Genomic DNA, 11,909 nt, shown 5'->3' with positions numbered 1-11,909 from the left:
ACTTCATCATTGCCCCGGTCCGCCGGGGTACAGACCGCCGCTCCCGCGGGGACCCTTCCGGTCCTCGCAGGGCGCTGGCGCGCCCAGAACGCGAGGCCCTCCAGGGCGACGTCCGCGGGTGGGCACGGTTTACCCCAAACCCGAACCCCTGGGAGTCCTGTCCGGGAGGCTCAGTCGGCCGGGCGCAGGAGTGGGCGCAAGGCGTCGAGGACGGCGGGGTCCTCGATGGTGGACGGGATCGGGGTGTCGGCGCCGTCGGCGAGGCCGCGCATGGTGGCGCGGAGGATCTTGCCGGAGCGGGTCTTCGGCAGGGCCGGGACCACGTCGACCCGGCGCAGCGCGGCGACCGGGCCGATCTGCGCGCGGACCCGGGCGACCAGGTCCGCGGCCAGCGTGGCCACCGCGGCCGGATCGGTCCCGCCGGCGCCGGACTTGAGGACCACGAACGCGCGCGGCGCCTGCCCCTTCACCGGGTCGTGCACGCCGATCACCGCGCACTCGGCGACCGCCGGATGCCCGGCGAGGACCTCCTCCATCGCGCCCGTCGACAGCCGATGCCCGGCCACGTTGATCACGTCGTCGGTGCGGCCCAGGACGTACAGGTAGCCGTCCTCGTCGAAGCGCCCGCCGTCCCCGGTCAGATAGTTGCCCTGGAACGCCGTCAGGTACGACCGCACGTACCGCTCGTCGTCCCGCCACAGCGTCGGCAGGCACCCGGGTGGCAGCGGCAGCCCGAGCACGATCGCGCCCTCCGCCCCGGGCGGCAGATCATTTCCGGACTCGTCGACGACCCGTACCCGATAGCCCGGCATCGGCACCGACGGCGATCCCGGCTTCGTCGGCAACGCCTCGATCCCGCGCGGGCTCGCCACGATCGGCCAGCCGGTCTCGGTCTGCCACCAGTTGTCGATCACCGGCACGCCGAGCAGCTCGCCGGCCCAGCGGTAGGTCTGCGGGTCGAGGCGCTCCCCGGCGAGGAAGAGCAGGCGGAGCGCGCTCAGGTCGTACGCCGAACGGTGTTTGCCCTCAGGATCTTCCTTGCGGATCGCACGTAACCCGGTCGGCGCGGTGAACATGCAGGTCACACGGTGTTGCGCGGCGACCCGCCAGAAGGCGCCGGCGTCCGGGGTGCCGACCGGCTTGCCCTCGTAGAGCACGGTCGTGGCACCGGCGAGCAGCGGCCCGTAGACGATGTACGAGTGGCCGACGACCCACCCGACGTCGGACGCGGCCCAGAACACCTCGCCCGCCCGTACCCCGAAGATGTTCTCCATCGACCACCGCAACGCGACCGCGTGGCCGCCGTTGTCGCGGGCCACGCCCTTGGGTCGCCCGGTCGTCCCGGAGGTGTACAGGATGTACAGCGGATCGGTCGCGCGCACCGGGACGCATTCGGCGGGCTCCGCGTCGGCGATCGCCTCGGCCCAGGTCAGGTCGCGTTCCCGGAGCAGGGCGGCGGGGTGCTCGGGGCGCTGCAGGATCACCCGCCGGTCCGGGACGTGGGTGGCGGCGTCGAGGGCGGCGTCCAGCATCGGCTGGTAGGGGATCACCCGCCCGGCCTCGATCCCGCACGACGTCGCCACGATCACTTTCGGACGCGCGTCGTCGATCCGGGCAGCCAGCTCGCGGGCCCCGAAGCCGCCGAAGACCACCGAGTGCACCGCGCCGAGCCGGGCGCAGGCGAGCATCGCGATCACCGTCTCCGGCACCATCGCCATGTAGATCACCACGCGGTCCCCGCGCCCGACCCCGAGCCGGCGCAGGGCCCCGGCGAACTTGGCGACCTCGTCGCGCAGCTCCCGGTACGAATACGTCCGCGTCACCCCGGTGACCGGGCTGTCGTGGATCAGCGCCGCCCGCTCCCCGTGCCCCTCGCCGACGTGCCGGTCGAGCGCGTTGTGGCAGGTGTTCAGCTCGGCGTCGGGATACCAGCGGAAGATCGGGGCCTCGCTGTCGTCCAGGATCCGGGTCGGCGGCACGTGCCAGTCGATGCCCTCGGCGGCGTCCCGCCAGAACCCCTCGGGATCGCTGATGCTGCGCTGGTAGGTCTGCCGGTAGTCAGCCATGAGGTGACGCTGCGCCGGGATGGCCGCTTTGTCCACCCGGCTTCACTCCCCGGTAGTTCCGGCACGGTCAGGAAGTAGGGTTCCGGTACATGGGGGACGGCTATCAGGCCACGCTGACGCCGCGCTGGCGCCGGGCGCTGCTCGTGCTCGCCGCGGTGCTGGTCTCGCCGGTGCTGTGGCTCGCGACCGCCGGCCCGCAGCCGGTTCTCGCGCGGACCGCCGCCGTCCTGCTGGCCGCCGGGCAGGTCGCCGCGCTCAGCCGGCTGGACCGTTCGCCGCGCACCGTCACCGCCGGGATCCTGGTGGCCGGCGCGGTCCTGCAGCTGCTGGTGCCGGGGCTCGGGGCCGGGCTGGCGTTCGTGGTGCTGTGCACCTACGCCTGGGCGCGGCCGGCCGGCGAGAGCCTGTGGGTCCTCGCCGCCACGGTCGTCACGGTCTGCGCACCGGCCGCCCTCCAGGGCCGGTGGGGGCTGGCCGGCGGCTGGCTGGCGGCGTCGCTGCTGGCCTGGAGCTGGGGCGCGCTCGGCCGGGCCCGCGGGGCGCGCCGGGAGGCGGAGCAGCGGCAGGCGGTGCTGGAGGAGCGTGGCCGGATCGCCCGGGAGCTGCACGACGTGCTGTCCCACACGGTGTCGGTGATGGTGGTGCAGGCCGCGGCCGCCGACGACGTGTTCGACCGCCACCCCGATCAGGCCCGGGCCGCGATCCGGCGGACCGAGGCGGCCGGACGCGAGGCCCTGGCCGAATTACGGACCTTCCTGCGTGCGGTCCGGGCCGATCCGCATGACTCGCCGCCGCAACCGGGACTGGCCGCGATCGAGCCGCTCGCCGGCACGATGACCGCGGCCGGCCTGACCGTGACCGTGCACCGGGAGGGCGATGGGGAGCCGCCGGCCGGGGTGCAGTTGTGCGCCTACCGGATCGTGCAGGAGGCGCTGACCAACACGCTCCGGCACGCCGACGCGACAGAGGCGGACGTTCTGGTCCGGATCACCGAGACGCGGGTGGAGGTCACCGTGCAGGACGACGGCCGGAACAAGGCTGCGGACACGCCCGGCAACGGGATCCGCGGCATGCGGGAGCGGGCCGCTCTCCTCGGCGGCACCCTGACCGCGGAACCCGGCCCGAGCGGCGGTTTCCTCGTGCACGCCCACCTGCCGTGGAAGGCCGGACAGTGACCATCCGGGTATTGATCGTCGACGACCAGGCGCTGGTCCGCGTCGGCTTCCGCATGATCATCGAGGCGCGCGACGACCTGGCGGTGGTCGGCGAAGCCGGCGACGGCGAGCAGGCGTTGCGTCTCGTGGCCCAGACCCGGCCCGACGTCGTACTGATGGATGTCCGGATGCCCGGGATGGACGGCCTGGCCGCCACCGCGAAGCTCACCGCGGCCCCGGACGCGCCCCGCGTGATCATGTTGACCACCTACGACCTGGACGAGTCGCTCTACGCCGCGCTGCGCGCCGGGGCCAGCGGTTTCCTGCTCAAGGACGTCCGCCCGGCCGACCTGGCGGAAGCGATCCGGGTGGTCGCCCGCGGCGAGGCCCTGCTCGCGCCGACCGCGACCCGCCGGCTGCTGGACCACTTCGTCGCCGCGGACATGACCCCGCCCGGCGCGGACGCCCGCCTGGACCGGCTGACCGGCCGCGAGCGCGAGGTGCTGGAGCTGCTGGCCCGCGGCGCGTCGAACGCGGAGATCGCCGCCCACCTGACCGTCACCGAGGCGACCGTGAAGACCCACGTCTCCGCCGTCCTGCGGAAACTCGACGTCCGGGACCGGGTGCAGGCGGTGGTGCTGGCCTACGATCTCGGCGTGGTCCGGCCGCGCTCATCCTGAAGTCGTAGTACCAAGACCCGTCTCCCGCCGGAGGATCCGGACCGACGGGATTCCTAGCGTCGAACCATGACCAAGAAGACCGTCGTCGCCCTGCTCGTCACCAACCTCGCGGTCAGCGTGATCGTCGCACTGACCACCCTGCTGCTGCACGGCCCGATCCTCGCCTACCAGCACGAACACCACCCGAGCGCGGACCTCGCCGCGCTGTCCCGGACGCTCTGGACCCGCCCGCTGCCGATCCTGCTGGTCGCCGCCCTCTACATCCGGTTCGTCCGCCAGCTCCTCCGCGGTGATCCGCGGGCACTGCGCCGGGTCCGGATCGTCTCCGCCGCCGGCTTGCTCGGCGTCGCCTGGCTCCTGCTCAGCGCGGAATATCCGGTCTGGCTCCGGATCGCCGAGGGCGTCCAGCTGCTGCTCCTGGCCGCGCTGGTGATCACGGTCAACCTGCGGACCGTCCGGTCCGCGTTCGACGCCCCGGTCCCGGCCGACACCCGCCCGCGCAACCGCAAGGCCGCCTGGACGCTGATCCTGCTCGCCCCGGTGATCGCCGAGCTGATGCTCGGCAATATCCCGGTGGGCCAGCTCTGGGCGTTCCCGATCTTCATCCCGATCTACGGCGCCGGCTCGCTGCTGATCCGCGAGGTGACCCGCCGCACCGGCCGCGGCCTCCCGACGATGCTGCTGCTGGGCCTGGCCTACGGCCTGGTCGAGGAGGGCCTGGTCCTGCAGAGCCTGACCAGCCCGACGATCTACCACGCGGCGCAGTGGGCACCCCGGCTGCTCGGCGTCAACACTGCCTACACCGAGCTGAACCTGATCTACCACCCGGTCTTCAGCATCACGATCCCGATCGTCCTGACCGAGCTGCTGTTCGCCGGGCACGGCCACCGCCCATACCTCCGCCGGGGCGGTCTGATCATCGCCGGGACCGTCGCCACGCTGGGCGCGCTCCTGGTCCATTTCACGGTCCTTCCTTCGGAAGACCCGAACTACACCATGCCGCCACTCACGGCCGCGGCCATCCTCACGGTGACGCTGCTGGTCACGGTCACCGCTTTCGCCGTACGCCGCAAGCCCGCCCACCCGGCAGCCACCGCACCCCACGCACCCGCCCACCCGACAGCCCCTGCATCCCACGCGCCCACCCACCCAACAGCCCCTGCATCCCACGCGCCCGCCCCCACGACGACCGCCGCGGACCGGCCGGCCTCGCCCGCAACGGCCACCCCGGCCCGGGTACTCTCCCCCGCGGCGACCGCTGTCGTGACCGCTGTCGCCGCGTTCGCATTCGTCGCTCTGCTGTTCCCGTTCGCCGGTGCGGAGCAGTCGTTCTTCACCCACGGCGCCTGGGCGTTCGCCCCGATGACCGCCGCCGCGGTGATCACGCTGGTCGCGGGCCTGCTGCTGCGCCGCTGGACCGCCGCCGCGTCCTGGACCCCGGCCCACCTGTTCGCCGCCGCCCTCGGCGCGACCGCCGGCCACGCCGTCTTCGGCCTGATCGCCAACGCCGGGACCTGGCCGGACCGCGCGTTCCTCGGCGCGCTGATCCTGCTCACCGTCACGCTGGGCGCGACCGCGCTACGCCGCCTGACCGCAGCGGCACGGCGGCCCGAGGGCGAGAGTGCACATGTTGATGCGACACGTTGACTGGATCAATGTTGATGGTTGATTCGTGCACTGCATACGTTGATGCACGTTGACCGTCAACATGTACACACTCAACCCGCTTGCGGGAACACCTTCTCCACCATCGCCAGCAACGTGATGGTCAGCAGCGCGTGCACCTGCTCCCGGGTCAGCGCACCCCGCTGCAACCACTCCCGCGCCGTGTACGTGGCCATCCCGACGTACGCCCGCGCCATCCCCCGCAACGCCTCGCCCGGGTCGGCGCCCAGCCCGGTGGCGGTGAGGATGCTCTCCGCGGCCACGTCGATCGCCTCGGCGATGACCCGGTCGACGTCGGAGTCGCCGGCCATCCCGCCGGCGGTGATCGCGGCCAGCCAGGACGTGCTGTGCCGGGAGACCACGTCGAGGAACCAGGTGACGATCGCGTCGACCCGTTCGGCCGGGCCGCCGTCGGGCAGGCCGGCGAGGGCGACCTCGGGGACGGTCAGCATCACCCGGACGACCTCGAGGTAGAGCTCCTTCTTGGTCCCGAAGTAGTGGTTGACCAGCCCGCGGGCCACCCCGGCGCCGCGCGCCACGTCGGTGGTGGAGACCTCCGAGTAGGGCCGTTCGCCGAACAGCCGCACGGCCACCGAGAGGATCTGCTCGCGCCGGGCGTCCGGTTCCAGGCGGCGCCGCCGGATCACCGGCGGGCGGACGGCCGCGGCGGCCGGCGAGGGCGACATTCCTGCTGATGACACGGTCGTGACCATACGGCACGTCGATTCATCGGCCACCGATATAGGCGTTTCGTCAATGTTTCGATCGTATTTTCAGATGGATCGCGCCAATTCATCTCGCGCTTGTTGACACAGCGCCAATAGTGCTCGAAGGTGTATCGATGTCGACGCCTGGACTGGACGGCTACACCGAGCCGTGGCGCAAGCCGGAACACGACGACCTGGCCGAGATGGCCCGGGCCTTCTTCCGCAACGAGGTGGTGCCGCACGCGGCCCGCCTCGAACAGCAGGGTCATCCCGATCGCGAGCACTACCGGATGGCCGGCGAGCTCGGCCTGCTCGGGCTCTCGGTGCCGGAGGAGTACGGCGGCGGGGGCGGCGACTTCACCCACGAGGCGGTGCTGTTGCACGAGCAGCAGCAGACCGGCGAGGGCAGCCTGGGCCTGGCCGTGCACAGCGGCATCGTGACCGGCTACCTGACCGCGTACGGCACCGAGGAGCAGAAACGGCGCTGGCTGCCCCGGCTGTGCAGCGGCGAGATGATCGGCGCGATCGCGATGACCGAGCCGGACGGCGGGTCGGACGTCCAGGCGATCCGCACCCGGGCGGTCCGGACCGGGGAGGACTTCCTGGTCAGCGGGTCGAAGACGTTCATCACCAACGGATACCTGGCGGACCTGCTGATCCTGGCGGTGAAGACCGACCAGTCCGCCAAGGCGCACGGCATCTCGCTGCTGGTCTGCGAGCTGGACGACGACGCGCCCGGCTTCCGGCGGGGCCGCAACCTGGAGAAGATCGGGCTGCACGCGAACGACACCGCGGAGCTGTTCTTCGACGAGTTCCGGGTGCCGGCCGGGAACATCCTGGGCGGGCCGGACGCCGAGAACACCGGCTTCTACCAGCTCATGCGGCAGCTGCCGCAGGAACGCCTGGTGATCGGGGTGGGCGCGGTGGCCGCGATGCAGCGGGCGGTCGAGCTGGCCACGGCGTACGCGAAGGAACGCAAGGCTTTCGGAAAGCCGTTGATCGGCCACCAGAACACCCGGATGGTCCTCGCCGACTGTTCGACCCGCACCCGCGTCTCGCGGATTTTCCTGGACGACTGCATCGACCGCCACAACCGGGGTGAACTGGACGTGGCGGCCGCCGCGATGGCCAAGCTCTACCTGACCGAGGGCCAGTGCGAGGTCGTCGACCGCTGCCTGCAGATCTTCGGCGGGTACGGCTACACCACCGAGTACCCGATCGCCCGGATGTACGCCGACGCCCGGGTGCAGAAGATCTACGGCGGCACCAACGAGATCATGAAGGAGCTGATCGCCCGTGCCCTCTGAGGCCTACATCTACGACGCGGTACGCACCCCGCGCGGGCGCGGCAAGGACAACGGCGCCCTGCACGGCACGAAGCCGATCACGCTGGTCACCGGCCTGATCGACGCTGTGCAACAGCGCAACCCCCAGCTGAAGGCGTCCGAGATCGAGGACGTGGTGCTCGGCATCGTCACGCCGATCGGCGAGCAGGGCGGCGACCTGGCCCGCTCGGCGGCACTGGCCGCCGGGCTCCCGGACACGGTCGCCGGCGTACAGCTCAATCGGTTTTGTGCTTCTGGTCTTGAAGCGGTCAATCAGGCGGCGTCGCGGATCCGGTCCGGCTGGGAGCATCTGATCCTGGCCGGCGGGGTCGAGTCGATGTCGCGCAACCCGATGGGGTCGGACGGCGGGGCCTGGTTCCTCGACCCGGAGACCGCGCTGGCCACCAGTTTCGTGCCGCAGGGGGTGAGCGCCGACCTGATCGCGACGATCGAGGGCTTCAGCCGCGACGACGTCGACGGGTACGCGATCCGGTCCCAGGAGCGGGCCGCGAAGGCGATCGCCGGCGGCGCATTCCAGCGGTCGATCGTGCCGGTCCGCGACCCGAGCGGCCTCGACGTCCTCGCCGTGGACGAGCATCCGCGGCCGGACACCACCCGGGCCGGGCTGGGCAAGCTGAAGGCGTCCTTCGCGACGATCGGCGAGCAGGCCGGCTTCGACGCGGTGGCGCTGCAGAAGTACCACTGGCTGGAGGAGATCAACCACGTCCACCACGCCGGGAACTCGTCCGGGATCGTGGACGGCGCGGCCCTCGTCGTGATCGGCTCTTCGCAAATCGGGCAGCAGATGGGGCTCCAGCCGCGCGCCCGAATTGTCGGGGCCGCAGTCAGCGGCGCGGATCCCACCCTGATGCTGACCGGTCCCACGCCGGCGACTTTAAAAGCACTTGAGGTGGCAAATCTCAAAATTTCGGACATTGACCTTTTCGAGATCAACGAAGCATTCGCCGCAGTCGTCCTCAAGTACATCCGCGATCTCGGCCTCGACCCGGAGAACGTGAACGTCAACGGCGGCGCGATCGCCCTCGGCCACCCCCTCGGCGCAACGGGAGCGATGCTGGTCGGCACCGTGGTCGACGAACTGGAACGCCGTGACCTGCACCGCGCCGTGGTCACCCTGTGCATCGGCGGCGGCATGGGCGTCGCGACGGTCATCGAGCGGGTTGGAGACTTCGCGTGATCACGTATGAGAAGGACGCCGGCGGCGTCGTCACGCTGACGATGAACGACCCGGACCAATCGGCGAACACGATGAATGCCACCTACGTGGCCGCGATGACCGCCGCCCTCGACCGTCTGGAGGCGGAGAAGGACCAGGTCACCGGCGTGATCGTGGCCTCCGCGAAGAGCACGTTCTTCGCCGGCGGCGACCTGCCGATGATGAGCCGGGCCCGCCCGGAGGACGCGCCCGCGCTGTTCGAGCTGCTCGGCACGATCAAGCGGGACCTGCGCCGGCTGGAGACGTACGGCCGCCCGGTCGTCGCCGCGATCAACGGCGCGGCCCTCGGCGGCGGGTTCGAGATCGCGCTCGCCTGCCACCACCGGATCGCCCTGGACGCCCCGGGCACCCGGCTCGGCTTCCCCGAGGTCACGCTGGGTCTGCTGCCCGGCGCCGGGGGCGTGACCCGGACCGTACGGATGCTGGGTCTCGCCCCGGCCCTGACCGTCTGGCTGCTCACCGGCAAGCGCCTCAAGCCGGCCGCGGCCCGCGACGCCGGGATGGTCGACGAGGTCGTCGCGACGCCGGCGGAGCTGATCACCAAGGCCCGGGAGTGGATCGCGGCGAACCCGGACGCGGCCCAGCCCTGGGACCGGCCCGGCTACCGGATGCCCGGCGGCACCCCGGCCACCCCGAAGCTCGCCGTGCAGCTGCCGGCGTTCCCGGCCACGCTGCGCAAGCAGCTCAAGGGCAACCGGATGCCGGCGCCCGAGGCGATCCTGGCGACCGCGGTCGAGGGCGCGCAGGTCGACCTCGAGACCGCGTTCACGATCGAGACCCGGCGGCTGATCACGCTGCTCACCGGCCGGATCGCGAAGAACATGATCGGCGCGTTCTTCTTCGACATGCGCGCGGTGAACGGCGGCGCGGCCCGGCCGGCCGCCGAGGTCGCACCGGCCACCAAGGTCGCGGTGCTGGGCGCCGGGATGATGGGCGCCGGGATCGCGTACGCCTGCGCCCGCGCCGGCCTGGAGGTCGTGGTCAAGGACGTCTCGGCCGAGGCCGCGGCCCGGGCGGTCGCCGAGGGCGACCCGGCCGTGCTGGCCCGGATCACGCCGACCGCGGACGTCGAGGACCTGCGCGGCTGCGACGTGGTGATCGAGGCGGTCTTCGAGGACCCGAAGCTCAAGCACCAGGTGTTCGCCGAGGTCGAGCCGGTGCTCGCGCCGGGCGCGCTGCTCGCCTCGAACACGTCCACGCTGCCGATCACCGGCCTGGCCGAGGGGGTGTCCCGGCCGGCCGACTTCATCGGGATGCACTTCTTCTCCCCGGTCGGCAAGATGCCGCTGCTGGAGATCGTGGTCGGCGAGCGGACCAGTGACGCCGCCATCGCCCGCGCGTTCGACCTGGGCCGCCGGATCGGCAAGACGCCGATCGTGGTCAACGACGGGCGCGGCTTCTTCACCAGCCGGGTGATCGGCCAGTTCATCAACGAGGCGATCGGGATGGTCGCCGAGGGGGTGCCGGCCGCGTCGGTCGAGCAGGCGGCGCTGCAGGCCGGCTATCCGACCGGGCCGCTGGCGCTGGCCGACGAGGTGACGCTGACGCTGATGCGCAAGATCCATCTCGCGTACCAGAAGGCCGGCGTGGCGGTCGGGCACGACAAGGCGCACGCGCTGGTGCAGGACATGCTGGAGAACCACGACCGGGCCGGGCGGTCGTCCGGGAAGGGCTTCTACGCGTACGAGAACGGCCGGCGCGGCCGGCTCTGGACCGCGCTCGCCGACCTCGCCACCGACGAGGGTCGCGCGGTGCCCTTCGCCGACCTGCAGGAACGGCTGCTGTTCAGCGAGGCCCTGGACGCGCTGCGCTGCCGGGCCGAGGGCGTGCTGCGCACCGACGCGGACGGCAACATCGGCTCGATCCTCGGCATCGGCTTCCCGGCCTGGACCGGCGGCGTCATCCGCTACGTCGAGCAGCACCCCGACTTCAAGGGCCGCGCGACCGAGCTCGCGGCACGCTACGGCGAGAGGTTCGCCCCGGCATGAGCGCGCTCAGCGGCATCAAGGTCGTCGAGCTGGCCGGGCTCGCCCCCGGCCCGTTCGGCTGCATGGTCCTCGCCGACCTGGGCGCCGACGTCGTCCTGGTCGAGCGCCCGGGCGGGACCGGACCGCTCGTTCCGCAGTCCGGTCCGCTGCAGCGCGGCCGCCGCACGGTCACCCTCGACCTCAAGTCGCCGGACGGACTGACCGGTCTGCTCTCCTTGATCGAGAAGGCGGACGTGCTGGTCGAGGGCTACCGCCCGGGCGTCGCCGAACGTCTCGGCTTCGGCCCGGAGACCTGCGAGAAGATCAACCCCGGCCTGGTGTACGGGCGGATGACCGGTTGGGGGCAGGACGGTCCACTCGCCCCGGCCGCCGGCCACGACATCGACTACCTGGCGATCGCCGGCGCCCTGGAGCCCCTGGGCCGCCCGGGCGAACGTCCGCACGCGCCGATCAACCTGCTCGCCGACTTCGCCGGGGGCGGCATGCTGCTCGCCGTCGGAGTGCTCGCCGCGCTGCTGGAACGGGCCCGGTCCGGGCGCGGGCAGGTCGTCGACGCGGCGATGGTGGACGGGTCCGCGCTGCTCACCACGTTCCTGCACGGCATGATCGGGTCCGGGCTGTGGCCGGGCGGGCGCGGGGAGAACCTGCTCGACGGCGGGGCGCCGTTCTACGACACGTACCGGGCGCTGGACGGCGGCTACCTCGCGGTCGGCGCGCTCGAACCGCAGTTCTACGCGGCGCTGCTCAAGGGGCTCGGGCTGGACGACGACCCGGAGCTGCCGGCCCAGTTCGACCACGAGGGGTGGCCGGAGCTGCGGCGGGTCTTCACCGAGCGGTTCGCCGAACGGACCCGGGACGAGTGGGCGGACGTCTTCGCCGGGCTGGACGCCTGCGTGAGCCCGGTGCTCTCGCCGGTCGAGGCGCCGGACCACCCGCACAATCGCGCGCGGTCCGCTTTCGTCGAGGTGGGCGGGCGGCTTCAGCCTGCCCCGGCGCCGCGATTCGGCCGTACGCCGGCAAGCGTCCCCGAGCCCAGCCGGGCCGCGACCGTCGCGGAGGTTCTCGCCGGCTGGTCCTGAATTTTCCT

General features: G+C 72.1%; 9 protein-coding genes. 7 read left to right on the top strand and 2 right to left on the bottom strand.

Annotated elements, in window-relative coordinates; translation table 11 throughout:
* Positions 1-170: 170 nt before the first annotated feature.
* Positions 171-2,066: a propionyl-CoA synthetase gene (locus L3i22_RS13665; protein ID WP_221327332.1), complete on the bottom strand. Its 1,896-nt coding sequence runs from the start codon at positions 2,064-2,066 to the stop codon at positions 171-173.
* Between the two features lie 89 nt (positions 2,067-2,155).
* On the opposite strand from L3i22_RS13665, the gene L3i22_RS13660 reads away from it, so the two are divergent.
* From L3i22_RS13660 to L3i22_RS13650, 3 genes are all read left to right on the top strand, one after another.
* On the top strand, positions 2,156-3,241 hold the full coding sequence (locus tag L3i22_RS13660; RefSeq protein ID WP_221327331.1) for a sensor histidine kinase: 1,086 nt from the start codon (positions 2,156-2,158) through the stop codon (positions 3,239-3,241).
* On the top strand, positions 3,238-3,900 hold the full coding sequence (locus L3i22_RS13655; protein ID WP_221327330.1) for a response regulator transcription factor: 663 nt from the start codon (positions 3,238-3,240) through the stop codon (positions 3,898-3,900). The genes L3i22_RS13660 and L3i22_RS13655 overlap by 4 nt, the downstream gene beginning before the upstream one ends.
* Before the next feature lie 66 nt (positions 3,901-3,966).
* Complete coding sequence (locus L3i22_RS13650; protein ID WP_221327329.1) at positions 3,967-5,547, top strand: hypothetical protein; 1,581 nt, start codon at positions 3,967-3,969, stop codon at positions 5,545-5,547.
* Between the two features lie 71 nt (positions 5,548-5,618).
* Here L3i22_RS13650 and L3i22_RS13645 read toward each other — a convergent pair whose 3' ends face one another.
* Positions 5,619-6,266: a TetR/AcrR family transcriptional regulator gene (locus L3i22_RS13645; RefSeq protein ID WP_255658199.1), complete on the bottom strand. Its 648-nt coding sequence runs from the start codon at positions 6,264-6,266 to the stop codon at positions 5,619-5,621.
* 140 nt (positions 6,267-6,406) lie between these two features.
* Here L3i22_RS13645 and L3i22_RS13640 point away from each other — a divergent pair, with 140 nt between their 5' ends.
* The 4 genes from L3i22_RS13640 to L3i22_RS13625 are packed head-to-tail and all read left to right on the top strand — an operon-like array spanning position 6,407 to position 11,901.
* Positions 6,407-7,579 (top strand): acyl-CoA dehydrogenase family protein, encoded by a 1,173-nt coding sequence (locus L3i22_RS13640; RefSeq protein ID WP_221327328.1) that lies wholly within the window; start codon positions 6,407-6,409, stop codon positions 7,577-7,579.
* Positions 7,569-8,795, top strand: coding sequence for an acetyl-CoA C-acetyltransferase (locus tag L3i22_RS13635; protein WP_221327327.1), 1,227 nt, complete (start codon positions 7,569-7,571; stop codon positions 8,793-8,795). Before L3i22_RS13640 ends, L3i22_RS13635 begins: the two co-directional genes overlap by 11 nt.
* Complete coding sequence (locus L3i22_RS13630; protein WP_221327326.1) at positions 8,792-10,822, top strand: 3-hydroxyacyl-CoA dehydrogenase NAD-binding domain-containing protein; 2,031 nt, start codon at positions 8,792-8,794, stop codon at positions 10,820-10,822. The genes L3i22_RS13635 and L3i22_RS13630 overlap by 4 nt, the downstream gene beginning before the upstream one ends.
* Positions 10,819-11,901 carry a CaiB/BaiF CoA-transferase family protein gene (locus L3i22_RS13625; protein ID WP_221327325.1) on the top strand — a complete coding sequence of 361 codons (1,083 nt, stop codon included), beginning with the start codon at positions 10,819-10,821 and terminating at the stop codon, positions 11,899-11,901. Before L3i22_RS13630 ends, L3i22_RS13625 begins: the two co-directional genes overlap by 4 nt.
* The last annotated feature ends 8 nt before the right edge of the window (positions 11,902-11,909 follow it).

This window comes from Actinoplanes sp. L3-i22 (assembly GCF_019704555.1).
Taxonomy (GTDB): domain Bacteria; phylum Actinomycetota; class Actinomycetes; order Mycobacteriales; family Micromonosporaceae; genus Actinoplanes.
Note: the sequence above shows the minus strand (reverse complement) of the source record. Positions and strands in the feature narration are given on the sequence as shown.

Coding starts and splice junctions, on each gene's coding strand:
- L3i22_RS13650 (WP_221327329.1), top strand. CDS start 3,967: ATGACCAAGAAGACCGTCGTCGCCCTGCTCGTCACCAACCTCGCGGTC.
- L3i22_RS13665 (WP_221327332.1), bottom strand. CDS start 2,066: ATGGCTGACTACCGGCAGACCTACCAGCGCAGCATCAGCGATCCCGAG.
- L3i22_RS13640 (WP_221327328.1), top strand. CDS start 6,407: ATGTCGACGCCTGGACTGGACGGCTACACCGAGCCGTGGCGCAAGCCG.
- L3i22_RS13625 (WP_221327325.1), top strand. CDS start 10,819: ATGAGCGCGCTCAGCGGCATCAAGGTCGTCGAGCTGGCCGGGCTCGCC.
- L3i22_RS13660 (WP_221327331.1), top strand. CDS start 2,156: ATGGGGGACGGCTATCAGGCCACGCTGACGCCGCGCTGGCGCCGGGCG.